Origin of the sequence: Endozoicomonas acroporae, assembly GCF_002864045.1 — a bacterium.
In the GTDB taxonomy this organism is placed as follows: Bacteria; Pseudomonadota; Gammaproteobacteria; order Pseudomonadales; family Endozoicomonadaceae; genus Endozoicomonas; species Endozoicomonas acroporae.
On the sequence record NZ_PJPV01000061.1, the window covers coordinates 20,413 to 44,874 of the forward strand.

Annotated in this window: 25 protein-coding genes; 5 read left to right on the forward strand and 20 right to left on the reverse strand. The window is 49.7% G+C overall.

From position 1 onward, the window contains the following. Positions 1-10: 10 nt before the first annotated feature. The 5 genes from flhB (at position 11) to fliP (ending at position 5,530) form a co-directional block, all read left to right on the forward strand. Entirely contained in the window at positions 11-1,159 is a 1,149-nt protein-coding gene (flhB, locus tag CX664_RS11065; protein ID WP_101746790.1) for a flagellar biosynthesis protein FlhB, read from the forward strand. A 26-nt stretch (positions 1,160-1,185) separates the two neighbouring features. Further along, complete coding sequence (gene flhA, locus CX664_RS11070; protein ID WP_101746791.1) at positions 1,186-3,285, forward strand: flagellar biosynthesis protein FlhA; 2,100 nt, start codon at positions 1,186-1,188, stop codon at positions 3,283-3,285. A gap of 123 nt (positions 3,286-3,408) precedes the next feature. After that, complete coding sequence (locus CX664_RS11075) at positions 3,409-4,401, forward strand: flagellar motor switch protein FliM (RefSeq protein ID WP_101746792.1); 993 nt, start codon at positions 3,409-3,411, stop codon at positions 4,399-4,401. Beyond that, positions 4,394-4,771: a flagellar motor switch protein FliN gene (gene fliN, locus CX664_RS11080; protein ID WP_101746793.1), complete on the forward strand. Its 378-nt coding sequence runs from the start codon at positions 4,394-4,396 to the stop codon at positions 4,769-4,771. The genes CX664_RS11075 and fliN overlap by 8 nt, the downstream gene beginning before the upstream one ends. Further along, positions 4,772-5,530, forward strand: a complete 759-nt coding sequence (fliP, locus tag CX664_RS11085) for a flagellar type III secretion system pore protein FliP (protein WP_206679359.1) — start codon at positions 4,772-4,774, stop codon at positions 5,528-5,530. A 30-nt stretch (positions 5,531-5,560) separates the two neighbouring features. Here fliP and CX664_RS11090 read toward each other — a convergent pair whose 3' ends face one another. The 20 genes from CX664_RS11090 to CX664_RS11185 all read right to left on the reverse strand — a co-directional run bounded on the left by CX664_RS11090 (position 5,561) and on the right by CX664_RS11185 (position 24,462). Further along, positions 5,561-7,366 (reverse strand): N-6 DNA methylase, encoded by a 1,806-nt coding sequence (locus CX664_RS11090; RefSeq protein WP_101746794.1) that lies wholly within the window; start codon positions 7,364-7,366, stop codon positions 5,561-5,563. Positions 7,367-7,541: 175 nt separating this feature from the next. Continuing rightward, positions 7,542-8,270 (reverse strand): flagellar basal body P-ring formation chaperone FlgA, encoded by a 729-nt coding sequence (gene flgA / locus CX664_RS11095; protein WP_101746795.1) that lies wholly within the window; start codon positions 8,268-8,270, stop codon positions 7,542-7,544. A gap of 68 nt (positions 8,271-8,338) precedes the next feature. After that, positions 8,339-8,752 carry a hypothetical protein gene (locus CX664_RS11100; protein WP_101746796.1) on the reverse strand — a complete coding sequence of 138 codons (414 nt, stop codon included), beginning with the start codon at positions 8,750-8,752 and terminating at the stop codon, positions 8,339-8,341. Beyond that, positions 8,745-10,088 (reverse strand): FliI/YscN family ATPase, encoded by a 1,344-nt coding sequence (locus tag CX664_RS11105; protein ID WP_101746797.1) that lies wholly within the window; start codon positions 10,086-10,088, stop codon positions 8,745-8,747. Before CX664_RS11105 ends, CX664_RS11100 begins: the two co-directional genes overlap by 8 nt. Continuing rightward, positions 10,085-10,879, reverse strand: a complete 795-nt coding sequence (locus CX664_RS11110) for a FliH/SctL family protein (RefSeq protein ID WP_101746798.1) — start codon at positions 10,877-10,879, stop codon at positions 10,085-10,087. Before CX664_RS11110 ends, CX664_RS11105 begins: the two co-directional genes overlap by 4 nt. A gap of 15 nt (positions 10,880-10,894) precedes the next feature. Beyond that, complete coding sequence (fliG, locus tag CX664_RS11115) at positions 10,895-11,914, reverse strand: flagellar motor switch protein FliG (RefSeq protein ID WP_101746799.1); 1,020 nt, start codon at positions 11,912-11,914, stop codon at positions 10,895-10,897. Beyond that, complete coding sequence (fliF, locus tag CX664_RS11120) at positions 11,907-13,565, reverse strand: flagellar basal-body MS-ring/collar protein FliF (protein ID WP_101746800.1); 1,659 nt, start codon at positions 13,563-13,565, stop codon at positions 11,907-11,909. Before fliF ends, fliG begins: the two co-directional genes overlap by 8 nt. A 19-nt stretch (positions 13,566-13,584) precedes the next feature. Continuing rightward, on the reverse strand, positions 13,585-13,902 hold the full coding sequence (gene fliE / locus CX664_RS11125) for a flagellar hook-basal body complex protein FliE (protein ID WP_101746801.1): 318 nt from the start codon (positions 13,900-13,902) through the stop codon (positions 13,585-13,587). 133 nt (positions 13,903-14,035) lie between these two features. After that, positions 14,036-14,884, reverse strand: a complete 849-nt coding sequence (locus CX664_RS11130) for a MotY family protein (protein ID WP_101746802.1) — start codon at positions 14,882-14,884, stop codon at positions 14,036-14,038. Beyond that, entirely contained in the window at positions 14,884-15,450 is a 567-nt protein-coding gene (locus CX664_RS11135; RefSeq protein WP_180966458.1) for a flagellar protein FlgN, read from the reverse strand. The genes CX664_RS11130 and CX664_RS11135 overlap by 1 nt, the downstream gene beginning before the upstream one ends. Beyond that, positions 15,422-15,730 carry a flagellar biosynthesis anti-sigma factor FlgM gene (gene flgM, locus CX664_RS11140; RefSeq protein WP_145999946.1) on the reverse strand — a complete coding sequence of 103 codons (309 nt, stop codon included), beginning with the start codon at positions 15,728-15,730 and terminating at the stop codon, positions 15,422-15,424. Before flgM ends, CX664_RS11135 begins: the two co-directional genes overlap by 29 nt. Positions 15,731-15,838: 108 nt before the next feature. Further along, entirely contained in the window at positions 15,839-16,750 is a 912-nt protein-coding gene (gene flgL / locus CX664_RS11145; protein WP_180966459.1) for a flagellar hook-associated protein FlgL, read from the reverse strand. A 55-nt stretch (positions 16,751-16,805) separates the two neighbouring features. After that, positions 16,806-18,443, reverse strand: coding sequence for a flagellar hook-associated protein FlgK (flgK, locus tag CX664_RS11150; RefSeq protein ID WP_101746806.1), 1,638 nt, complete (start codon positions 18,441-18,443; stop codon positions 16,806-16,808). 262 nt (positions 18,444-18,705) lie between these two features. Then, on the reverse strand, positions 18,706-18,999 hold the full coding sequence (locus CX664_RS11155; protein WP_101746807.1) for a rod-binding protein: 294 nt from the start codon (positions 18,997-18,999) through the stop codon (positions 18,706-18,708). A 35-nt stretch (positions 19,000-19,034) separates the two neighbouring features. After that, the gene (locus CX664_RS11160; RefSeq protein ID WP_101746808.1) at positions 19,035-20,186 is read right to left on the reverse strand and encodes a flagellar basal body P-ring protein FlgI; all 1,152 of its coding nucleotides are present in this window, start codon (positions 20,184-20,186) and stop codon (positions 19,035-19,037) included. Positions 20,187-20,210: 24 nt separating this feature from the next. Continuing rightward, entirely contained in the window at positions 20,211-20,924 is a 714-nt protein-coding gene (locus CX664_RS11165; protein WP_101746809.1) for a flagellar basal body L-ring protein FlgH, read from the reverse strand. Positions 20,925-20,938: 14 nt separating this feature from the next. Continuing rightward, positions 20,939-21,724, reverse strand: a complete 786-nt coding sequence (gene flgG / locus CX664_RS11170) for a flagellar basal-body rod protein FlgG (protein ID WP_101746810.1) — start codon at positions 21,722-21,724, stop codon at positions 20,939-20,941. A 38-nt stretch (positions 21,725-21,762) separates the two neighbouring features. Further along, entirely contained in the window at positions 21,763-22,500 is a 738-nt protein-coding gene (locus CX664_RS11175; protein ID WP_101746811.1) for a flagellar basal body rod protein FlgF, read from the reverse strand. Positions 22,501-22,516: 16 nt separating this feature from the next. Beyond that, a complete protein-coding gene (gene flgE / locus CX664_RS11180; RefSeq protein ID WP_101746812.1) occupies positions 22,517-23,758 on the reverse strand; it encodes a flagellar hook protein FlgE in 1,242 nt (413 codons plus the stop codon). Between the two features lie 65 nt (positions 23,759-23,823). Next, entirely contained in the window at positions 23,824-24,462 is a 639-nt protein-coding gene (locus CX664_RS11185) for a flagellar hook assembly protein FlgD (protein WP_101746813.1), read from the reverse strand.

Below are 24,462 nucleotides of genomic sequence, written 5' to 3' on the forward strand. Positions count from 1 at the left end.
GTTCTCAAGAATGGCCGATGAACCCCAACAGGAAGAACGCACCGAAGAGCCTTCCGAACGAAAAATCCAGAAAAGCCGTGAAGAAGGTCAGGTTCCCCGCTCCCGGGAGCTGGTGACTACCGCACTGATTGGCGGTACCTTGCTGGCCATGTGGTTTAGCGGCAACCTGATCAGCCAGCAGTTGCAGAGCGTTATGCGCACCAGTTTCACCTTTGATAAAGCCGTGCTTCGTCAGGAAAACTGGCTGAAAAGCCATCTGATTAACAGCCTTACCGAAGGGTTCTCAGGGCTGATGCCGTTTTTCCTGCTGACCACCCTGGCCACCGTTGGCGCTTCCCTGGCACTGGGTGGCTGGCTGTTCAGCAATAAACTGCTGCAGTTTAAAGGTGAACGCATCAGTCCTCTGAAAGGGCTGCAACGGATGTTTTCGGCCCGCTCACTGATGGAAGTGGTCAAATCCATTGCCAAACTGCTTCTGCTTGGCTTTTGTCTCTGGCTCACTGCCCAGTGGTTTTTTGCCGAGTTAATGACCATTAACCAGTTATCTATTACCAGTGCCCTTTACCTGGGAGCAGGTTACCTAGTTAAGGCGGTCGCGATTATGACCCTGGCGCTGGTGATTATCTGCATCATCGATATTCCATTTCAGCAATGGAGCCATTTACGCAAGTTACGCATGACACATAAGGAAATGCGTGATGAAATGAAAGAGCTGGAGGGGCAGCCTGAAGTTCGTTCCCGGTTAAAAGAGAAGCAGCAGGAAATTGCCGGTCGACGTATGATGCAGGCGGTGCCGGGAGCCGATGTGATCATCACCAACCCGACACACTTTGCCGTGGCCATTCGCTACGACCAGAACCGGGCCAAAGCGCCCTATCTGGTGGCCAAAGGCGTTGATCAGGTTGCCCTGAGAATGTGCGCAGTGGCCAGGGAATATAACCGCCCGGTGATTCAATCACCGGTGCTGGCCCGGGTGGTTTATCATACGACAGCACTCAACCAGGAAATAGCCGACGAGCTGTACATAGCTGTTGCCCAGATATTGGCTTACATCAAGCACCTGAATGACTATCAGGCTGGAAGAATGCCCGCAAGACCAGAAATGCCGGAACCGGAGGTTCCCCGGGCTTTTCAGGAAAAGTGGGATAAGCAGGGATAACCAGGCTTTATCACAAGGACCAGACAATGATCAGGGAAGCTCAACGTCTGCTGGGAGAATTATCGGGCAAAACCAATGGACTGCGTATTGGTATTCCATTAATCGTACTGATGACCCTCGGCATGGTCACACTGCCCATGCCACCTTTTATGCTGGATGCCTTTTTCACCTTTAACATAGCCCTCTCCCTGCTGGTTTTACTGGTGAGTGTGTACACACTAAAACCGCTGGATTTTGCCGTTTTCCCAACCATTCTGCTGGTCTCTACTCTGCTTCGTCTGGCACTGAATGTTGCCTCAACCCGTGTCGTTTTGCTCAACGGTCATACCGGCCCGGATGCTGCCGGTAAAGTGATTCAATCCTTTGGTGAAGTGGTTATTGGCAACAACTATGTGGTCGGCCTGGTGGTCTTTGCCATTCTGGTCATTATCAACTTTGTCGTGGTCACCAAAGGGGCTGGCCGAATATCAGAAGTCACCGCCCGTTTCACTCTGGATGCGCTTCCGGGCAAGCAGATGGCCATTGATGCTGATTTGAATGCCGGCATCATTGACCAGCAAAAAGCCCATGACCGACGGGAGAGTGTACGACGGGAGGCAGATTTCTACGGTTCCATGGACGGTGCCAGTAAATTTGTCCGTGGCGATGCGGTGGCAGGCCTGCTGATTCTGGCCATCAATATTATTGGCGGTATGCTGATCGGTACGCTTGGCCATGGGCTAAGTGCCGGTGAGGCCTTTACTGTCTATTCACTACTGACCATTGGTGATGGCCTGGTAGCCCAGATCCCGTCACTGTTACTGTCAACCGCTGCCGCCATGATGGTCACCCGGGTTTCAGAATCCGCCGATATGGGGGACCAGGTATCGGAGCAGATGCTGTCATCCCCCAAAGCCATGATGCTGACCGGTGTTATCCTGATCGTTATGGGGCTGGTTCCCGGCATGCCATTTATTCCTTTTGTTGGCCTGGGTGCATTGGTCTTACTGGTATTCTGGTGGCTCAATAAAAACTCAACACCTGCTGAACAGGACGATACCAGGGAGCAGCAGGATCAAAGCTCACCGGAGACTTCCTGGTCATGGGGGGATATTCCGCCGGTAGATACCTTGAAAATGGAACTGGGCTTCCGGCTGATTACCCTGGCTGACGAAAAACAGGGTGGGCAATTGTTAACCCAGATCAAGGGAATCCGCAAAAGCCAGTCCCGCCAGCTGGGCTTTCTGGTTCCCAGTGTGCATATCAAAGACAATTTAAGCCTGAAACCTGATAGCTATACCATCGAATTAAAGGGAGTCACCGTCGCTGAAGGGCAGGTTGACCCGGGAAAGTTATTAGCCATCAACCCTGGTGAGGTATTTGGGGAGCTTAATGGTACCCCAACCAAAGATCCTGCTTACCAGCTGGATGCACTGTGGATTGAACCATCCGACAGAGATCATGCATCAGGACTGGGGTATACCGTCGTTGATCCCGCCAGTGTCATGGCAACGCACTTGAATAAAATCATTGATGAACATGCCAGTGAACTGCTTGGTCACGATGAAGTCGAACAACTGGTGGATAAGCTGCGCCATTACTCCCCGAAACTGGCCGATGAGTTAATTCCGAAAAAAATTTCCATCAGCATTTTTTCAAAAGTCCTCCGGGAGTTATTGGTGGAAGATGTCCCGGTCAGTGATATTCGTACCATTGGCTCTACGCTGTTGGAGTCCTCGGAAAATAACAAGGAAACCTGGCAGCTCACTGCCGAAGTCCGGGTCGCCCTGCGCCGGGCCATTGTGCAGAACCTGATCGGTCATCAGCAGACACTGCCTGCGGTTACCATGAGCCCAGAGCTGGAACAGGTCATCATGAAGAGCTTTCAACAGGCGGTAAAAAACAGTCATTTCTCACCAGACTCCCTGCCACTGGAGCCGGGTATTGCTGAACAGCTTCAGCAGCAGTTACCCGTTGTTGCTGATAAATTGATCGCTGAAGGAAAGCCGCCAATCATGCTGGTCAACGATACCATTCGCCCGGCTATGGCCCGCTATGCAAGACTGTGCACTGATGGCATGCACGTACTGTCGTTTAATGAAATACCTGAAAATAAAGAAGTCATTGTCGTAGGCAAAGTCGGGTAAACCCCATAAAAGAAAAGTTGTTTGTTTTTAAGGCTTGATGACGGTATCGTGAAAATAGCTATTTCAACTTCATAAAGAAAGCTGGCAAATTTCGCTTCGTGTTCCCTTCGGGCAGGTATTTCCATGGACAGGAAATCAAAATCATCACTGAACAGCCGGGAGCTGTCAGGTTCTGAAAAAGTACAGAAGGTACACTCTTCTTCTGAATTTAAAGATCTTGAAACTTATGATCTGACCAACCCGGATTATAAGATTCATGACCTGCTACCTACGCTGGAGCTGATCAACCAGCGTTTCTCACAACTGTTCAGACATGCCATCAGCAGTCTGTTCAGGCATAACATTGATGTGCAGTTTGACAGTGTTGATTCATTACAAGTGGGCGATTACCTTGCCAATGACACAACCCCCGATATCAAACATATCTATAAATCAACCACGCTAAAGTGTTCTGGATTTATGGCGATTGAATCTCCGATGCTTTTTACTCTGGTGGATATTTTTTTTAGTGGATCCGGAGATAGTGTAAATCCAAAACGCAACGAACTGACAACCGCTGAAATCAGAATATTGCTGAGAGTTCTCAAAGCTGCTGCAGATAAACAGACAGAAGCCTGGGGAAGTATACTCTCGTTTAAAATCAAACTGGCGGATAATTACAACAGTCCGGTTTCAACACTGTTTCGATCGGACACCGAAATCATTCTGCTTAGCCAATTTACGCTACAGCTGGGCAGTCAATCCTGCGCATTCCATATCGTCATGCCCTATCAGGCACTGGAACCCGTGAGAGAAAAGCTCCAGGCCTTTAAATTTGCTGAGCAGGACCCTCAATGGCAACGCAATATGCTGTTGGGATTGATGCAGGCCCCGCTGGAAGTATCCTCACGGCTCTGTGAAGTTGATATCAGCCTCAGAGATGTGATGAGACTGAAGCCCGGTCAGATCATCCAGGCCGATGTCCCCCCCAATGTTACCGTCAAAGTTGCAGGCGTACCCTGCTTTAAAGCCTCGGTATGCACGGTACAGAACAGTCTGGCCATCAAGATCACCAAAAAATTGCATAGCGAAGAAGTAGAGGTGTACCAGCACGAGGAGAAGGAAATCCATGAGTAATGAACAAGACGACAGCGTTACCCCAAACGACAGCATGAGCTTTCAGGACAGCCTGGAATCTGAACAATCCACCCAGCCTGTTGAAGAGACAGCAAATCTCCCCCAGGCCATGAGTGACCTGGGGATGATCCTGGATATTCCCGTCACCCTTTCGCTGGAACTGGGCAGCACTAAAATTAATATCGGTGATTTAATGCGCCTGAACAAAGGCTCTATTGTTGAACTGGAAAAAGAGGCATCAGAGCCGTTGGAAGTGATGGTGAATGGCAAACTCATTGCCTATGCCGAAGTCGTGGTTATTCATGATAAATACGGCATTCGTTTCCTGGATGTGGTCAGTGAATCAGAAAGACTGAAGCATATTTCCTGAATGAAAAACCCGAACAATAAATACCGGCTGATGATGTGCGCATTATCAGCCTTCTTCTGCTTTTTTGCTGTTGACAGTTTTGCCGAGTCAGGCCTGCCACTGATCACGGTAACCAGCAACGGGGATGCAACGGAGTACAGTGCCAGTCTTCAGATCCTGATTCTGATGACGTTACTCAGTTTTATCCCGGCAGCGTTATTGATGATGACGTCGTTTACCCGCATCATCATCGTTCTGGCCATTCTCAGGCAGGCGCTGGGTTTACAACAAACGCCGCCTAACCAGGTGTTGCTGGGTATTACGCTGGCGCTGACCATACTGATCATGACGCCACTATTTGAAGACATTTATGCCCTGGCAGTGGTCCCCTACCTGGAAGATAGCCAGACTTTACTGGAAGCACTGACACAGGCCAGCTTGCCAGTGAAAGACTTTATGTTGAAACAGACCAGGGAAACGGATCTTGAACTGTTCTTCAGTATCGCCAAACAGGACATACCCGTAAATGTGACGGATACGCCCTTATCAATCGCGATACCTGCTTTTGTAACCAGCGAACTGAAAACCGCTTTCCAGATCGGTTTTATTATTTATATTCCCTTTCTGGTCATTGACCTTGTGGTGGCCAGTGTTTTGATGGCAATGGGCATGATTATGCTGTCACCACAGATGATCTCTCTGCCATTTAAATTAATGCTGTTTGTTCTGGTGGATGGCTGGGCAATGATTATGGGAACCATGGCATCCAGCTTTTTTTGAACAAACGTTAAAAAACGGACGCCAGAATAATCAGGCTTCTTTCAGTATTGCCCGCTCAATCAGCTCAGCCTTTTCCCGGAAAAATTTCATCCTGGCATAGAGTTTTAACACTTCCTCGTGGGCCTGACAGGCCTGCTCCTGCTCAAGATCTGACCAGCAAGGTACCGGTAACTGTTTTAAATCCTGACTGTGGATAAATGGCACATTATTATCTGTACGTATGGAATCAATCAGTTTCCGACCCGTCTCAGACTTCAGAAATCGAAACAGGACAACCGGGCTATGGAGCCCATTACCAGGCTTTTGTCGTAAGATGACAAAGGACTGGCCAGCGACCCAGTTATTGCCACATAATTCCGGAACCAGTGCCAGTTTTCCCGCCTGCCCCTTTATCGCCAGCAATATATCGCCAGCTTGTAATGTCTGTCCTTTGGCTCTCTTCAACCTGTCGGGGCCAATCTGCACAATACGCTTGGGTGCTTCAACCAATCCGGCATCGTTTATATCATTGACAGTCACTTCCATAAATACCCGAATATCCTGCTCATACTCCGCACCTCTCAACGCCTGGGCACGAATAATCTCAAACCCATCGTCCAATACTGAAACCGCTCCGGTGGAACGAAAAACCACGGAACGATTGGCTCCCAAATAATGGCCCGGATCCAATGGGAAATGGGTATCGCCAGCGCTCAATAAATCAGTGCAATTTACCTGATAACTGGCTCTGGTATTTCGGGGGTCCCGGATTTCTTCGACAATCACATCCGGGTTATTTAATCGATACTTTGCTTCCCCACGCTTTTTCACGGCGACTGACTTAAAATAATCGTTATCACTGTTAACAAAGCGGATGGTATTGGACGTATCACCAGCAAAAATAAGCACAAACAGAGGCTGTGCTCGTCCTGGCAATAAACCGGCAGGTAACCGGATAACCCCGGAAAGACGTCCATCCTGAATCAGCTTTTTCCGGAAGTGACGGCTTTCAGCGGTATTTTTCAGGAGAAAACGACCAGGGATCACCAGGACCATTGAACCACTGCATTGGTGAAGCATATGAGTAACAAACAATATCTCCTTATGACGTATGCTCGAAGAAAATCGGCCAAACAGATCCCTGACTTCATTCACTTTATAGCTGTGATCACGCAATAAAACTCCGACACCATAAGCAAACTGTCTAAGCCTGCCATGTTGGAAAAACGACGGATTCAACACTGGGTCTCCTTCTCGCAGAACCACCTGGCTACTCAGCAAAGCGATAAGAGAGTGCATGGTCTCAGGCTGAGGGTGTTCAGAGAACAGCTGAATATTTTTGCCGGTCAGTAAAGGCATGAAGCCAAAGGCACCATCACCAGAAAGATAAACAGGATGCTGAAGGTCTTTTGGTAACAGGTTGACCACCAGATCCCTGACTTCCGAGGGCAGAGCTGGCCGCACTTGTAGATATTTACCATAAAGCATATCCGGCAGCTCATGATACCGGATAAGCCCATGTCGCCTCGCGGTAGCAAGAGAAGTCGTCAGTCGTTCAAGCTCTGGCGCAGGAATAGCCTGAAGATAATGCTGGTAATTTGACCACGCTAAATTCCAGACGGGATCACTTCTAAAGGCAGAAATACCTGACAGACCTGCGGACAATATTTCTGCTATCAATGAGTGGTCAGCAGTCTGGTAGATATCCCCGTTAAATCGTATCTCTTCATTGAGCAGATTATGCTCACTCAAGTAACACCAGGTTAATAACTGCCCCATTAGATGAAGGTAATCCGGATACCAGCTGTTTTTTCTAAGCTGATCCGGTACCAGTGCATTTACTATCTCTCTTCCCATTATCTATCCCTGGTCATTAGAAGAAAATAAACAGCAGATGAACGTAGTCAATGCAGCGTATAGTTAATCATCTGCTGATTCGATATTTCGCTGCAGAAAAAGCTAATCAGCAGATGATTAACCATTTCATGTGTGGATTTTTCCTGGTGACAGACTGAAAAAGCCTTCAAATAAATTACAACCCGGTCTGGACTTTATTTTTTGCAATCACTTGAGCATCCACCACCTTTCCTGAGGAGCGATTGCGAACCCGGATAGTCTCAGACATTAAGCCGCTTTCCAGCGCAATACCGGCCATGGCAACATACAGATTGTCCCCTCCAGCCAGTATGGTGACCACTTGTCCTTTCTGAACCAGATAATCAGGCACCAGGGCGCTCCCTGCAACCAGGCTACCTATTGCAAGTGCACGCCTCAGCTGTCGCCCGGTGACCTGTTCAGGCTTCTGGAAAAAATCACCTCGCAATTTGTCCCAGGAAACACTTATCAACTGCAAAGCATCCTCAGTAAGAACATCCCCCCGGGATAACGCCTTGCGAACATGAACCGCAGGAACCTGAACGTCTACATCGGCAGTCACATAATGTCGCCATTGCCCGGTGCACTCAACGTTCAGCCTTACCTGGCCAACAGGGGGACGATGATCAGACCGTCTGGAAACCCTCAGAGCCTGCTGACAATGTCCGGGGATCTTTTTTAATGGTCTTACCGTTATGGATTGGCTGGCATCAGGGTAGGCTTGCAGGAAGTCGCCAAGAGACTTATCTAAATAGTTGGCAACCCGATTATTAATGGTCTCTTCAATCGACGGCTGGGCGGCAAAAAGAGGCGTGCTGCCAGGCAGCAATGAGGCAAAAAGTAGTGAGGCGAAAACACCGGACAGAAGTGGTTTGCTGAATGACATGTGCGATCCCTGCTTTTGCTCATTCAGCAATCAGGCTATCACAATCGTCTATTATGGGAAAACCGGTATCAATATCGTTGCAGGACTTCTTCCAACTCACGTTTCATCAGTTGATCTGCTCGTTTTCTGTTCCTGGTGTGTGCCTTATGGGAAAGGTGCTCCAGGCCGTGAGTTTTTTTCTTCTGCTCTTCAAGGTTGGCTGCCAGCTGCTCAAGGCTCTGCTGCCGAGCGGTGAGTTTCTGATCCAGTAATAATAAAACGTCGTTAATTAAAGTGGAGAACTGATTTCGATTCCAGCATGACAAGGCATTAACGGTATGGCCAAAATTCAGGGCGCTGCTGTCTTGAGAGCCAGTGATCAACTGTTTCTGCTGATCAAGCGCCAATACTTCGGATTGTGCCACCGCAACCTGTTGTTGCAGCCGCCTGGTTTGGCAATCCATCGCTTTGCAGAGGCTCTTAAGCTGCTGCTCATCAGCCATGGGTCAACACTTCCTGTCTTACCATCATGCGATTAAGCAGCTGGGTGCTGTCTTCCGGATTCACCTGTTCAAAGCGGCTCTGTTGCAGAAACTGCTCCATGGACGGCCGCAGCTCAATGGCACGATCCAGCTCAAGATCAGCACCCGCCTGATAGCCACCAATGGCCATAAGCTCCTGAAATTGATTATACCTGGCATAGTAGCGACGAAAGTGACCGGCATTTTCCCGGTGACGTTCATCCACCACCTGGGGCATCACCCGGCTTATCGATTTGTCCAGATCAATGGCCGGGTAATGCCCTTTCTCGGCAAGCTCCCGACTCAAGACAATATGCCCATCCAGTACCGAACGAGCACTGTCTACTATAGGATCCATCAGGTCATCGCCATCTGCCAGAACGGTATAGACGGCAGTAATAGCACCATTGCCTGTCCCGGTTCCGGAACGCTCCAGCAGAATGGGAATTTTACTGAATACTGAAGGAGGAAATCCCCGTGAGGCAGGTGCTTCTCCCATGGCCAGTGCCACCTCTCGATGCGCCTGGGCATACCGGGTTAATGAGTCCATCAGCAGTAAGACTGATTTCCCCTGATCCCTGAAGTACTCTGCAATGCGATGACAATAGGAGGCTGCACGAGTTCTTCTGACCGGAGATTCATCACCCGGTGCAGCAACGACAATGGTTCGGGCCATCCCCTCTGCTCCCAGAGTAGTCTCAACAAACTCTTTCACTTCCCTGGAACGCTCACCAATAAGCCCAACCACCGTTACATCCGCCTGAGTGTTCCTGGTCATCATGCCAAGTAATGTACTCTTACCGACACCGCTCCCCGCCAACAGGCCAATTCTCTGCCCCTGCCCCAGGGTTAGCAGTCCATCAATGGCCCTGATCCCGACATACTGTGGCGTATCAACTGCTCTTCTGTGCATAGGGTTTATGGGATGAGGCAAAACCGGTATACGCTCGTTGACAACCAGTGGCTGGTTATCCAATGGTTGTCCCATAGCGTCTATTACACGGCCAATAAGTCCACTGTCTATCGGTACACTTTTATTGGTCGCTGCCGGAATAATCAGATCGCCCGGAGCCAGGCCCTCCTGATGAGTAGACAGTGACATAAGAAAGGACTGCTTTTTATTAAACCCAACCACTTCTGCATCGAACTCCCCAGCCGATCGTGAGCGAATGCGACACAACTGGCCAACTGGCAATTTGATACCCGTCGCCTCAAGCAGTAAGCCGTTAATCGATGCGACCCGGCCAGTCACTGTGGCCACGGGGACAGAACGTAAGCGATTGATCAGGGTATCACCCTCCATCGTCGGCCCCGTCATGAAGTGACCGCCTCCAGATTTGCCGGCAGGGATTCCCGAATAATATCCAGACATTGCATCAGCCTGCTCTCCAAACGGGCATCAGCCTCTCCATCACTGGCAACAATACGACAGTCTCCGGGAGTCAACTCCTGGCTTACTGACAGTTGCCATGGAATACCAAAATCCGGTTTCACTTCTCTGAGAAGCTCTGCATCCTGCTCACAAACATGAATCGAGTACTCATCACTTTCCGGTATAAGATCCAGAGTCTGGCGAATAATCTCGACAATTTGCCCCTGTTGTGTACTGACTTCCGTACGAACCACCTGGCGGCATACTTCTTCCACAACCTGTCCCAGCCAGATCGACAGTTGTTCACGATTTTTCAGGTGTTCTGTCTGTAGTGATGCCAGCTCCTTATGAAGGCTCTCAAAAAAGGCTTTATGTTGTTCAGAAACCTGCTGCGCCTGACTGGCTACTTTACCGGAGGCTTCCTCAAATCCCAGACGCCTGCCTTCTTCATAGCCCCGTTGATAGCTTTGCTTCTCAACCTTTTGCATCTGTGCAGCATGGTTTTCTGCCCGCACTTTTTCCGCAGCGTCAAAGCTCTGCAGGTTATTTGAATTCGGGACAGCGGGCTCTGGCTTGATGGAGTGCGTCTGGTAACTTTTTTCTTTAAACAGGTCTGCTTCGTTTTCAGTGGATGCAGCACCAGTGCGCTCCTGAATAGACTCACGATCATGCACGGGAAACTGAAACCGTTTATAGGCCGCTGTCTCAGGCTGCCAGATCCTGTTTCTGTTTTTCATGGTAGCCTCTTGGAATTACTCGATCATCTCTTCATCATCATTGAAACTCAGCTCAATCTCTCCACTGGCCGCCAGCTGCCGGGCAATGCGCAGAACATCATTTCTCGCACCCTGCACCTGGCTGGCACGGACAGAACCGAGGTTTTCAATATCTTCCTGAAGAAACTTTGCCGTACGTTTGGTCATGGTAGCCAGAATGGCATCCATCACCTCTTGAGCCACGCCTTTGAGCGCCAACGCCAGAATATCCTGACTGACTTCACTGATAATTCTGCGCAATACATCCTCATCCAGACGGACAATATGCTCAAAGACGAACATCTGTTGTTCAATTTTTTCCGCCAGCTTCTTATCCTGCTCTTTAAAGAAGCCCAGAACATTTTTAACAGTGGTTTCACCCATCCGATTCATAATATCGGCAACCTGCCTAAGACCACTGACCGTGGTGTTATGGCTGGTGCCCAGTCGGCCAATATTGTCATCAAACATCCGGTTCAGTTCTTGCAGAATGGAAGGATGGAGTTCTTCAAGTCTTGCGACCCTGGATAAGAGGTCTTGATGAGAGGCGACCGGCAATCGCTGCAATACTTCAGCGGCCTGCTCAGGTTCAAGATAGGTCAAAACGACAGCCTGCAGCTGAGGATGTTCACCTGCAATCAACTCGGTGATGGTTGCTGAGTCCATCAACTTCATGGTTTCCAGAGAGTTATCCTCATCACCAAAAATGGAGTCCATCACCCCCTTTGCCTCTTTATCTCCCAGGGCCAGCTTCAGCGTCTTATCCAGATACCCCCGGGATGAACCGGTTAAACCACTGTCATAACGATAGGTGTGGAAGAAAAGTTCCAGAACTTCCTGCACCTGGTCACGTTTCAGGGGTGCCATGGCGGCCATGGAGGCACTGATCTGACGAACCTCTCTCTGGCTGAGATGCCCCATTACCTTGGCGGCACCTTTCTCACCAAGGCTCAGCAGTAAAATAGCAATATCCCTGGTCGTCGGCTGTCGTAAAGCCAGTGCTGTCCCATCAGTCATAGCTGCTCATCCATAATTTAATGACCTGGGCAACCCGCTCAGGCTGCTTGGTCGACAGTTTTCTCATATGAGTAATCTGGGTTTCAAAGTCTGCCAGTTCAGGAGGGAGCAAATTGAACGTTTCGTCAAACAGAACACGCCGTTCATTTTCTTCTCCTTCCTGACTGTCCTGCGCGCCACCTTCAACCAGTGCCGGTAAAGACTCTTTTGGGGGCTCCAGATTAACGGTCACCTGCTTCATTAATGGACGGATAAGAAACATCAGCACCATAACCGCCAGTAACGTGCCGCTACCATATTTGACGTAGTACAAAGCCTGAGGTTGCTGCCACCAGGCAAGCGGTTCTGGAGCAACACTGGCAACCGGCACGAACGGTGCCGTGTGAATACTGATCTGATCGCCTCTTGCCTGATCCAAACCGGTAGCATCAATGATCAACTGACGGATACTGTCCAGTCTGGCCTGATCCCAACTCACCGCTCCCAGCGCCTGATCGGGCTGCTCATTAAAAACCACCGCGATACTGAGCTTGTCGATCCGACCCTGCTGATTGGACACCTGTCGTACCACCTTGTCGACCTCATAATTGCGCACAAACTCAGACTGGGTACTGGTTTCAGTATCCCCCTCAGGGTCTGCCTCTTCCGGTGGCTGATTGCTCAACGTGCCGGGAATACCTCTTGCCTGGCCACCGGTATTGACCCGCTCTTTACCCTGTTCACTGCGCAACACGGTGGTGCCGGGGTCAAACTGTTCAACGGTCTGAATCACTTTTTCAAAGTCAACGCTGGCCGTTACCTGGGCCCGATAATTTCCCGGGCCTACCAGTGGTTCCAGCAAATGACTGATTCTTTCCTGGTAACGGGATTCCACCTGTTGTTTGAAATCAAACTGCCTTGAGACTTCTCCCAAAGCACTGTTGTTGAGCAGCACCTCGGAGGAGAGCAACTTGCCACTCTGGTCAATGACCGACACATCCTCTCTATTCATATTGGCAACACTGGTAGCCACCAGGTTGATAATGCCTTCTACCTGTTCTGGGCTGAGCCGGTAGCCCGCCAACAGGCTGATAAAAACCGATGCCGATGGTTTTTCCTGACGCCGGATAAAACTGCTCCGCTTGGGAATGGCCAAATGCACTCGGGCATTTTTGACCGGCTTCAGACTGATAATGGTTTGGGCAAGCTCACCCTCCAGCCCCCTGAGGTATCGAACCCCCTCAACGAACTGGCTGGTGCCAAGTTCCTGTTGATTCAGAGAATCAAGGCCTTCAGGGGATCTTGCCTGAATGCCCGCGACAGAAAGCTTCATTCGGGCTTCACTGAGTCGGCCTGCATCAACCAATACCTGACCAGACTCCGGGTGAAGCTTATATTCCATACCTTCACGGTCGAGGACTTCAACAATACTGGCAACATCGTATAATTCCTGATTACCGTACAGAGGCTGGTAATCCGCAGACTGAGACCAGAGCCAGAAAACCACCAGCAACGCTATACCGGCCGCCAGCATCACCATCATGATGGCCTGATAACCACGATTATCCTGAATAAATAATCGTGCTTTTTCCAGATATACCTGCCAGGATGCTTTGACCTGCTCTTCCTGATCAGAGGCCTCCGAAGAACTATCGGCTACCGTTTCTGCCATGGCTTATCCTGCCTTCGGGTTAAATTTGCATACGCATGATTTCTTCATAGGCTGCTACTGCCTTGTTTCTGACTTGTAACAGTGCCTGGAAAGAGATACTGGCCTTTTGGGTAGAAATCATGGTGCCTAGAAGATCCTGAGACGCACCGGTATCCACCTCATGCATTTTCACAGAGGCGGACTGTTGCAGTTCATTGACTTTATCCATGGCCGTTGTCAATACCCGGGAGAAATCCGGTAGTTCACTGCCAGAGGCATGCCCTGAAGGTAGCACTGACTGTGTACGGTCAGTCAGCACAGGGCTGATAACATCAGAGGGTAATCCTTTGATATCCATGTGCATTCCCTTGCCCATTTTTTACAACCACAGCTGGAACCAGGCTGAAAGAGCCCACATATAAACTACGATTCCAGAATATTTAGGATATCGACGGAGTATTGACAGAGTTTAGGAAGGTTGTAATCAGGATTTATCGCTTTAACCAAATCTCGACACGCCTGTTTTTATCACGACCGGCTTTTGTCCGGTTATCTGCCACAGGATATCGTTCGCCATGAAAGCGCATTAAGATCTTATCCCCGGGAATCCCCATCTGCTTCAGGCTTGCGGCAACAGCCTCGCTTCTTTTTTTAGACAACGCCCGGTTAGCCAGTTCATGACCATAAGAGTCCGTATGCGCATCAATGGTGATTTGCTGAACAGACGGGTCGGCCATCACATATTCGGCAATATGAGTGAGCAGTTCACGCTGTCCGGAATCCAGGCGCAGCTTCCCCGAGGAGTAGTAGAAGGTATTATGCTCAGCCTGGTCAAAGCTGAGCAAAAGTAAATCATCCATACAGCGATAAAACTGCTCAGCAACCTGCTGAATCTCCAGCGGAGTAACCTGAATAACAACATCTTTGCTGGCCTCTGTGGTAATCTGCAATTTCAGCTGCTTTCCCTGCTGAAAAGCTTTCATCAGGGCCAATGTATTGAGATGAATGCTAAGCGGGTCACCCTCATAAAGTCGGGTACGGGCAACCACCCGATCATCCGTTATCGCCTGCCAGGGTGACGATGCCAGTGAAACAGTGACTTGCCTGTCATTATCCGAGAATGGGTCAGGAACCAGAGAAAGCGTTTCCCTGTCGCCTGCTTCAGCGGTCAAACTGACATCACCCAAGCCGGGCACTTGGTTTTTCAGCAAACAGAAGAAGCGGTTACCGGAATGATGCCACCGGGTATCAGAAAGATCATGAGGGTACAGATCATCAGCGAGAATAAAAAAAGCCTGAAAGAGCAGGCTTAACACAATCCCATGTACGATATACTGCATTATTCAGCCATTGAATTCACAGTCAGGCCATTCTGATCATAAGTAGCGGCTGTCTGCCCGGAAAAAGTTAGCGCAATGATTTTTCTTGTACTTGCTGACAACCTGGCCAGTAAACGTCCATTAGCGCTGTTGATCTGCTGACAACGATTCGCAGCTCCCTCTAATTGGACCCAGTATTTATTCAGGGCCTGTCGATTAACCGTTGACGCATTTACCGGTTGCTGATTTACAAGAGAGAAGAAGTGTGACATACCCTGCTGATCAGGGCTGAGTCCCAAAGGTTTGAGATAGTGCTCCCGAAGAGCCCCGTTCATTTGCAGCATATTCAGTAGTTGAATCTGTGTTTCCAGAGAGTGTTCAAGGGCGGTAATATTACGTTCCAGCATTTTCTGATGAACTGACTCCAGAACTCGCTCCAGCTTTCTCGATAACGCCAGGGCATCCTGAATATTACCCAGCATTTTCTGACCAAGGTCTTCTAATCCACCATCAACACCTGCTGGCTGGCGAGCTGAGGCATCACCCGCGTTTTTTGCATCAGTCGTCATTCTCTGAGTTGAGCTCATCAGAAAGTTCCAGAATTTTGTCAGCGAGCCGCTGATAATCAATGGGAAAGTTGCCCTTTTTAATCGACTCACGAACACTTTTGACTCTGGCTGCATTGACATCTTCCAGGTCAGCCAGTTGCTGAAAAAGTTCATCAATTTGCTGGGCCGAGGCGCTTACATTTAAACGGTCTTCGGCTACCCGGGGAGAACGGTCTACAGCAGCACTTTTTTCTACACGAACCTTTGAGCTGTTGACTGTTCCCGTCTTTTTTCCACCTGGGCCTTTTATGCTGGACATAACTGCACTCTCCCGAAAACGTTCTGTACAAACATCGGCAAGAGTATTCAAAATCTTAAATGACCAGAGACTATCACCTCTGGATTAACTCCGGTTTAGCGAAGGCGATCAGGTTAAGTAGTTGAATAGAGATAGCTGCTTGATACTGGCATAAACCTGCTGGCTGGCAGTAAGAATCAACTGCTGCTGATTTAACCGGGTCGTCGCTTCAACCATATCAATATCTTCAAGGTTTGATTTCAACTGTTCGGCAAAAAGGCGAATATCAGCGTGACTTTCTGAAATTCGATCCAACAGGTTCAGGTCACTGCCGCTGCGGGTTTGTGCAGTGCCAATACGCTCCATGGTTGCATCAACCCAGGTAATGGTATCGGCAAGAACCGTTGACAGATTGACTGGATTATTCAGCTCAGACACTGCAGTCGTTAACGCATCAAAAATACTGTCCAGAGGAGGTGTAGCAGAGTTATCAAAGAATAGTTCGTTGCCGGGCTGAGTAATCTGAACCTGTGCAGAGCCACTGATGGCCACCTGGCGGAACTGGTTGTTGCCGTTGTAGGCATAATCTCCAACGGCTTGAACCACCGGTTGCTGGTTTGTGGTCGTACCAGAAAACAGATACTGACCATCTGCCGTCTGATAATTGGCAAGGCTAAGCAGCGATTCATTCAAAGAGCTTAACTCTGTTGCCAGTGACTTAAGGTCAGCACCGCTCTGTGTGCCATTGGCAGCTTGTAACAGGAGATCCCGTGCTCTTAACAGTAAATCATTCATGCCGCTGTAAAGCGCATCCTGCTGCTGCAGCCAGCCAGTAGCGGAGCTGATATTATTTTCAAACTGACCGATGGCTGTCAGTTCATTATTCAGTTGCAAGACCTTTACGGTATCAATGGCATCATCTGAAGGCTGAAGAATTCGCTTACCTGTTGACAGCTGATCTGAAGTTTTTGCCAGGTCCGCCATAGTATGCTGCATGACCTGCAGCATCACTCTATTAAAGTTACCGGTACTTATCCTCATGGTTCCTTCTCCCTGGAACGGTTTTCTCCAGTCTTTGTTTTTTAATGCGCAAAGCTTAGAACATGGCCAGCAAAGCATCAAAGGTGGTGCGAGCCACCGATATCACTCTGGCATTAGCGCTGTAAAGCTGCTGGAAGCGAAGAATACTGGCCGCTTCTTCATCCAGATTAACGCCACTGTAGGTACTGACGGCAGCTTCCGCCTGACTTAACAACGCCTGTCCACCATCAGCCTCTGTTTTTATCCGAGCGGTTTGCACAGCGATATCGCCCACAAATCCTGAATAAGCAGTCATCAATGTGCTCTGGCCATTATTGAGCAACCCTTTGGACTGAATGGCCACCAGTTCCAGCAGGTTACTGTTATCCCCCACGCCACTGCCAGGAGCAGAAAATGCCAGGGCAGCAGGGTCCGTCAGGGCAGTCTGGATCTCTCTGGCACCGAAGCGTACCGGTGATAAACGATAAAGCTGGTCTGTTGCGGTACCGTCCACACGGATTTCAACACCATCAAAAGCAATAGTATCAGTGCCTGAGCCAGTCAAGACACCAGCAGCAACCTGAGCACCGTCGGACCTGCGCACCAGACTGTAATTACCGGAATTATCTACCCGGAAATCATATTCACTGGCCTGTAACTGATTGGTATTAACCACCGTTAATGCAGAAACCGCGGTCGATGACATATCCAGCGCCATGACAGCACCAACCGGTGTCGTCAGGTCATTAAATAATGCTGCTCCCGGATTACCATTCAAGTCTTCTCCAGCCTGCAACTGGTCATTAATTTCACTGGTAATCATTACCGCCAGACGTCCCAGCTCATTGCGGGCCTTAACAAGCTCTTCCGACTGGTAAGTCATCAGGCCGCCTATGACACCTCCGGGATCACCCGTAATCGGAATTTCAGAATTGCCGGTATTGAGCTGTAATTGAAACCCATTGGCTGCATCTACCTGACCATTGACGCTAAGTGCATTGAATTGATTACCGAGAATAAGCGGCTGGCCAGACTTCATATACAGACTGTATGAGCCATCCGACTGTTCCAGTACATTAACCGATACCAACTCAGACAGGTCACGAATGGCCTGGTCTCTCTGATCCAATATTTCATTGGCAGGCTGGTTGCCTGTGGATAAAGAACGCAGCTGATCATTAAATGCCGCAATGTTAGCCAGCAAACCATTGGCCTGATCCGCTGCCGCATTCAGTTGCTGGCCAACCATGGTCGCCTGCCCCTGTAACTGGGCATACAGGGTGTTAAAGCGTTCAGCGAGCCCGACACTCTCGGCTATTACCACCTGTCGTGCACTTACAGCATAAGGGTCAACAGAACTGCCATTCAGTGCTGAAAAAAATTGCTCAAAACCTTTCGATAACGACGTATTCTCATTACCCAGCCATTGATCAAGATCGTTCAGGTACTGAGCATGGATATTACTTTCACTGGCCAGGGACTGACTCTCCCACATCTGGGCAGTCAGAAAGCTGCTGGTAATACGATTAACGGCACTGGTATTCACGCCCGTACCCAGAGCGCCGGATCCGGGGTATAACGTATAGGTAGGGCTGTATTGAACCGTCTGTCGGCTATATCCTTCAGTCTCGGCATTCGCGATATTATTACTGGCAACATTCAGTGCTTTCTGACTGGCCAGTAATCCTGAGGTCGCAATTTGAGTCAAACTCATGGTGGCTTCCGGAATTTTGTCTTCTGCTCTGGGAGGCTGTCGACCAGTGAAAGTGGGTTCTTGAACACCTTTACCTTCTCGGATAGGCTCCTAGGAGGCTGACCGAGAATAGACTGCCCTACTGCGGTGGCAGCAAATTGGTCTAAAAAGTCGGAATTTTTTAGCAAATAGAACCACTATTCACTAAAAATTTCCGACTTTTTATCCTCAATTTTCTGCCATCCTCGCTACGGGCGCTATTCTCGGTCAGCCTCCTAGGCTCTCAATCACCCAGCTGCCTGATCAGGGCCTGGGCAATACCAAGCCCGCCGCTGGCGCTCAAATGTTCTGCTAACTGAGAATCAAACATGGAGTGGAAGAACTGAGTGTCTTTACTCATCATGGGCAGCTCACTGCCTGCCATCATGGCTTCATTCGCTTTACGCATACTTTTCAGCAATTCATTAACAAACAAGGATTCAAACGCCCTGGCGGCAGACTCGATATCCTCAACCTTTTCAGCGGGCGAATTGGCAGATACAGACATATCAAACGTTGGATTAATACCTGAGAGCATTTGAGTTCCTTCTCTAATATTGCCGCTGGTAAGGCTTAAATCACGATTAACTCTGCTTCCAGAGCGCCCGCCGCCTTTAAAGCCTCCAGAATGGACATCAGGTCTGTTGGTGTCGCGCCAACACCATTAATCGCCGATACCACTTCTGATAACGACACGCCTTCTGGTACCAGGTAGATTGCCGATGCTTCTTCCTCAAGAGAAACATCACTGTTTAGAATGACTTCGGTGGAACCGCCCTCAGCGAATGCCCCGGGCTGGCTCGCGGTTGCCGTCTGCCTGACACGAACCACCAGATTGCCATGGCTTACCGCAGCAGGTCGGACCCGAACGTTTTCACCCATCACCACGGTGCCTGTCCGTGAGTTAAACACGATCCGGGCGGCCGGGCTGGCAGACTCCACATTGATCTGTTCCAGCATGGACATAAAAGCAACGCGCTGGCTACTGTCCACAGGGGCGGATACTTTTATCGATACGCCATTGGTAGCGGCAGCGACACCCGGTCCGAAATAATTGTTGATGGCTTTGACAATACGTCGTGCCGAGGTGAATCCGGGCTCCTTCAGGTTAAGCACCAGATGATTACCATAATTAAAGGGTGTCTGAACCGCTTTCTCGATTAATGCTCCGCCGGGGATACGGCCGGCATTTGTACTGTTGATTTGAACTTTACTCCCTGCCCCGGGATTATCCGCACGCCCTGACAAACCTTCGGCAGACACACCCCCGACAATCAGGCTGCCCTGGGCAATGGCGTAAATCTGGTTATCAGCGCCTTTCAGTGGGGTAAATAGTAAGGTTCCCCCTCTGAGACTCTTGGCATCGCCGATGGATGAGACGGTGACATTCAGCTTCTGTCCCGGACGGGAAAAGGCTGGCAGGGTTGCATGCACCGTCACCGCAGCCACATTTTTTGAATTAACATCTACGGCAGAGATCGTCAGACCAAACTCCCGGAGCATATTCACCAGGGATTGTTTGGTAAAGGCTGACTTATCCCCGGTGCCGTCAAGACCAACCACCAGGCCATAGCCGATCAGCTGATTACTACGGACACCTTCAACATCAACCATATCCAGTAGCCGACGACCATGGGCTGATGGAGAAGTCCCCATAACCGTAATAGTCAGGCATAGAAAAAAGAAGACGCTGCTCACATAGTCATGACGTTTGTTCCCTGTCATACCGCCTCCCTGAAATGGCCGCCCTTAAAACGGAAAGAAAGGACTGTTCAGCATTTTTGTGAACCATCCTGGCTCATGGGCATTGGCATTATCGCCTAAAGCAATGTAGTCGACTCTGGCCTCCGCTATACGTTCAGAAGAGACTTTGTTATCCGTGCTGATATCTTCCGGACGGACCAGTCCGCTGATTCGTATCTGCTCCCGGCCTGAATTAATCGTCAGCCACTTATTCCCTTCGATACGTAAGGTGCCATTGTGCAGCACTTCAACCACTTTAACGGCCACACTGCCTTCCAGGCGGTTATTTCTACTGGAGCTCGTGGTACCACCATACTCTCTTGCTGGTTGAATATCCGAAGCCAATGACCAGCCACTGCCAAGAATGGAGGCACTGCTTCGTCCCAGCAATGTTGGGTCAGGAATGGAAATCGTCGTACTTTTATTGGTGCTGCTTCCGCCCCCCATACTGATATTGGTGGTTCCTTCCAGCTCAATGGTCAGAATATCGCCAAGACGATAGGCCCTTCGGTCAGAAACCATAAGGCTGCTGTAACGGGCATTGAACAGGCTGCCAGTTGGTGGAATTTCAGGTTGAGGTAACGCTTCCCTGGTAGCCGTCGTGTTTTCCTTGGGAATGTGCCTGCTTACCGCCGTCTTTTCCGGACTGATGGGTGGTTTTACAGGCTGAAGCTGGCAGCCAGCCAGAATCAGAGACAGTAATAGTAACCACCCTTTCATAACAGCCTCCCGGATCAGAGTGTCTGATTAACAAACTGCATCATTTCATCGGCCGCAGCGATGACTTTTGAGTTCATCTCATAGGCCCGTTGCACTGAAATCATATTCACCAGCTCTTCCACGGTGCTGACATTGGACGTTTCCAGGGTAAATTGCTTCAACAAACCCAGGCCTTCCTGACCAGGCAATGCCTCTATGGGGTCACCGCTGGCGGTAGTCTGTTGATACAGGTTGCCACCCTGGGCCAGCAGCCCTGCCGGATTGACAAAGTTAACCAACGTTATCTGGCCGACTTCCAGGGGATCTATCACACCCTGTTGTTTCACCATCACAATGCCGTCGTCACTGATGGTGATACCGGTAGCATCGGCAGGTATGGTGATACCCGGCTCCAGGGGCAAGCCATTACCATTAACGATCTGACCATCGGCATCGATCTGAAACTGTCCATTCCTTGAGTACACAGGGGTTCCATCCGGCTGCACAAATTGAAAGAAGCCATTGCCCACAATGGCCAGATCGAGAGCCTGGCTGGTTGTCTCATAATTGCCCGGGGTAAATACTTTCTGAGTTCCGGTCATTTTGACGCCAGTACCGACCTGCAAACCGGAAGGCAGCTCATTATCCTGATCATTCAGCGCTCCTGGCTGACGCTGAATGTGATAAAAAAGATCCTCAAATGTCGCTCTGTCCCTTTTAAACCCGACAGTATTCACATTGGCCAGGTTATTGGAAATGATCGACATCTGCTTTTCCTGGGCTGCCAGCCCGGTTTTACTGACCCATAATGATGGATTCATTTCAGATTTCCCTATCCTGTCTTTTATGTATCAGACGACTATTGATCTCTGACCAAACGGTCACCTGAGGAGGCCATATCCCCAGCAGCCTTCATGATTTTCATCTGCGCTTCAAACTGGCGGCTCAATGACAGAAACGACACCATTTCATTGAGCGCATTAACATTACTCGATTCCAGGTAGCCTGTTCTGAGACGGACATCAGGGTCTGCATCCAGTTCATCCCCCGCAGTGGCAACAAACAACCCATCTGCGGACTTCTGCAGTTCGCCCGGCTCCGGGTTAACCAGCTTCAGCCGACCGACTTCAACGGGCTCATTGGCCTCTCCGGGAGGAATTATGGTAATTGTGCCGTCTATACCAATGTCGATAGATTGAAACTCCGGCAGCTGTATCGCACCCGCTTCTCCCACCACAGCTAACCCTCCGGCAATGACCAGCTGTCCATCCGAAGTAACCTGAAGCTGCCCTGAACGGGTATAGGCCTCGGTACCCGCTGCGGTTTCGACACTTAGCCAGCCATCCCCGTTAATGGCGACATCCAGATTTCTGCCGGTGGTTTCCATAATGCCCGCATCAAAACTGCTGCCAAGACCACGGGCAACAGGCATTACCCGGCTACCCAGGCCATCGCCCTGAAGCTCAACAGCAAGACTGCTGACAAAGTCACGTCGAAAACCGGGTGTACTGCTATTGGCGAGATTATTGGCATGAACCTGCTGGGCCCGCATGGCCAGGTTTGCCCCTGCCGAGCTGATATAAAGCACCTTATCCATAGGCTATCAATGTCCGTCAGATGATATTCATCAAGGTCTGAGTCAGGTTATTGCTGGTTTCAATAGTTTTAGCATTGGCCTGATAATTACTCTGGGCTTCAATCAGTCTGACCAGCTGTGAAGATATATCCACATTGGACTGTTCCAAAGCACCGGATTCCAGAGAGCCCATAATGCCTGAGCCCGGAGTTCCAACCAATGGATTACCTGATGCGAAGCTGGACTGCCATAAGCTATCCCCCTCGGGAATAAGTCCACTGTCGTTAGGAAAGTCAGCCAGTACAACCTGCCCCTGCGTCTGGGTCTGACCATTGGAGTACAACGCCTGTAAGATACCTTTCTGAGTAATCTGAATGCCGGTCAATGAGCCGGGGGGAAAGCCATTCTGCGCGACCTGGTTTACTGAGAAGTCAGCGCCCAGTTGGGAAAACCGGGAAATATCGATATCCATATTTATTTCGTCTGCTCCCGCCAGTCTGGCATTCCCGGCAGGAATATTCAGAGACAGAATATTTTCAGTACCCCCACCAGGTAACGGAGTTACAGGTGTCGCCAGCGTACCGTCAGAATTAAAGGTCATGGTCTGGCTCAGATCAGCCGTTGCAGCATCATCAAAATATAAATCTACTTTCCAGGTATTATCCGCCGTTTTGGCAAAATAAAGACTGACGGTATGTGACGCACCAAGACTGTCATTCACATCAAACGCCATGGTTGAGTTAAACGTACCGGGATCACTGGTATCAATCGTTCCGGTAAGCACTGATGCCCGTGCATCAAGGTTTGCTGCGCTACTCACCTGACTGGTTGCCTGGGCTGGCATGGTACTTTGGGCAATTCTTAAATCCGTCTGGGTTCCTGCCAGAATATTGCCTGAAGCATCTGCTGAATAACCCTGCAGGTTCATTCCCTGGTTATTGACCAGATAGTTATTGGCATCCAGAGAGAAATAACCCGCTCTCGAATAGGAAAGCTCCCCATTGTCACTCACCATGAAAAAGCCCTGACCGTTAATAGCCATATCCAGGGCATTCTCAGTATACGTAATACTTCCCTGGGCAAACTGTTGACTGATGTCTGCCACCTGAACACCCGCAACCTGACTGTTGCCACCGGCTACCGAAGAAGCATAAACATCAGCGAACTCTGCCCTGGAGCTTTTAAATCCGACAGTATTGGTGTTGGCAATATTATTGCTGACAACCTGAAGATCCTGCTGGGCAGCATTGAGTCCACTGAGCCCTATTTTAAAAGACATGTTTATCCTCCCTGATCGTTGCTTCCTTAAATGGTTTCAACATCTCCATTGTTGAGTAGCGCTATTTATTCCGAGATGGCCTGAACCGATGACAGTGGATAGGTACCAAGGTTAGCCAGTTTCAAATAGGTTCCTGCGCCAGTGGCTTCAACACCAGATACGCGCCCACCAAGCGTGACGCCTGCTGCATAAGCCTCGTCACCACTGACCGCCGTGGCGGTTATGGTGTGTTGTCCCGGGCTGATATCATCAAGGGTAAAGTTAACTTTCCCAGTGCCATGGGCTCCCAGGGACTTTGAGGCAACCTGCACACCATTGATATCATAGGCCCGGATCAATACATCACTGGCCGCTACCGGTATTTGCGCTTCACCCGTTACACTACCTGATTCGTCAAGCTCAACTCGATTGGTATTGACTTTTATATCTTTACCCACCAGCTGTGAGGCCCCTAACATTTGTGACTGCTGGAGTGAGCTGATGAGCCCATCAATACGATCATCAATGGAGTTAAGGCTCTCTACCGACGATATCTGAGAGAGCTGTGTCAGCATCTGGTTGGTATCCAGGGGCGCTAAAGGGTCCTGATTATTCAGCTGGGCGACAAAGAGTTCGATGAACTGATTCTGGTCCACCTGCAGGGAGCTTGAAGAGGGTTGAGCTGAGGAACTGGAAGCATTATTTACCGGACTGATCCCTGTCAC

What these genes read in the sequence shown, in the direction of transcription:
- CX664_RS11155 (WP_101746807.1), bottom strand. Translation starts at nt 18,999, where the DNA reads ATGCTCTCAGGTATTAATCCAACGTTTGATATGTCTGTATCTGCCAAT.
- flhA (WP_101746791.1), top strand. Translation starts at nt 1,186, where the DNA reads ATGATCAGGGAAGCTCAACGTCTGCTGGGAGAATTATCGGGCAAAACC.
- fliE (WP_101746801.1), bottom strand. Translation starts at nt 13,902, where the DNA reads ATGGATATCAAAGGATTACCCTCTGATGTTATCAGCCCTGTGCTGACT.
- CX664_RS11090 (WP_101746794.1), bottom strand. Translation starts at nt 7,366, where the DNA reads ATGGGAAGAGAGATAGTAAATGCACTGGTACCGGATCAGCTTAGAAAA.
- flgK (WP_101746806.1), bottom strand. Translation starts at nt 18,443, where the DNA reads ATGAGTTTGACTCAAATTGCGACCTCAGGATTACTGGCCAGTCAGAAA.
- CX664_RS11165 (WP_101746809.1), bottom strand. Translation starts at nt 20,924, where the DNA reads ATGAAAGGGTGGTTACTATTACTGTCTCTGATTCTGGCTGGCTGCCAG.
- flgG (WP_101746810.1), bottom strand. Translation starts at nt 21,724, where the DNA reads ATGAATCCATCATTATGGGTCAGTAAAACCGGGCTGGCAGCCCAGGAA.
- CX664_RS11075 (WP_101746792.1), top strand. Translation starts at nt 3,409, where the DNA reads ATGGACAGGAAATCAAAATCATCACTGAACAGCCGGGAGCTGTCAGGT.
- fliF (WP_101746800.1), bottom strand. Translation starts at nt 13,565, where the DNA reads ATGGCAGAAACGGTAGCCGATAGTTCTTCGGAGGCCTCTGATCAGGAA.
- flhB (WP_101746790.1), top strand. Translation starts at nt 11, where the DNA reads ATGGCCGATGAACCCCAACAGGAAGAACGCACCGAAGAGCCTTCCGAA.
- flgE (WP_101746812.1), bottom strand. Translation starts at nt 23,758, where the DNA reads ATGTCTTTTAAAATAGGGCTCAGTGGACTCAATGCTGCCCAGCAGGAT.
- CX664_RS11160 (WP_101746808.1), bottom strand. Translation starts at nt 20,186, where the DNA reads ATGACAGGGAACAAACGTCATGACTATGTGAGCAGCGTCTTCTTTTTT.
- CX664_RS11100 (WP_101746796.1), bottom strand. Translation starts at nt 8,752, where the DNA reads ATGGCTGATGAGCAGCAGCTTAAGAGCCTCTGCAAAGCGATGGATTGC.
- flgL (WP_180966459.1), bottom strand. Translation starts at nt 16,750, where the DNA reads ATGAGGATAAGTACCGGTAACTTTAATAGAGTGATGCTGCAGGTCATG.
- CX664_RS11110 (WP_101746798.1), bottom strand. Translation starts at nt 10,879, where the DNA reads ATGAAAAACAGAAACAGGATCTGGCAGCCTGAGACAGCGGCCTATAAA.
- CX664_RS11105 (WP_101746797.1), bottom strand. Translation starts at nt 10,088, where the DNA reads ATGACGGGGCCGACGATGGAGGGTGATACCCTGATCAATCGCTTACGT.
- flgM (WP_145999946.1), bottom strand. Translation starts at nt 15,730, where the DNA reads ATGTCCAGCATAAAAGGCCCAGGTGGAAAAAAGACGGGAACAGTCAAC.
- CX664_RS11175 (WP_101746811.1), bottom strand. Translation starts at nt 22,500, where the DNA reads ATGGATAAGGTGCTTTATATCAGCTCGGCAGGGGCAAACCTGGCCATG.
- fliN (WP_101746793.1), top strand. Translation starts at nt 4,394, where the DNA reads ATGAGTAATGAACAAGACGACAGCGTTACCCCAAACGACAGCATGAGC.
- CX664_RS11130 (WP_101746802.1), bottom strand. Translation starts at nt 14,884, where the DNA reads ATGCAGTATATCGTACATGGGATTGTGTTAAGCCTGCTCTTTCAGGCT.
- flgA (WP_101746795.1), bottom strand. Translation starts at nt 8,270, where the DNA reads ATGTCATTCAGCAAACCACTTCTGTCCGGTGTTTTCGCCTCACTACTT.
- CX664_RS11135 (WP_180966458.1), bottom strand. Translation starts at nt 15,450, where the DNA reads ATGAGCTCAACTCAGAGAATGACGACTGATGCAAAAAACGCGGGTGAT.
- fliG (WP_101746799.1), bottom strand. Translation starts at nt 11,914, where the DNA reads ATGACTGATGGGACAGCACTGGCTTTACGACAGCCGACGACCAGGGAT.
- fliP (WP_206679359.1), top strand. Translation starts at nt 4,772, where the DNA reads ATGAAAAACCCGAACAATAAATACCGGCTGATGATGTGCGCATTATCA.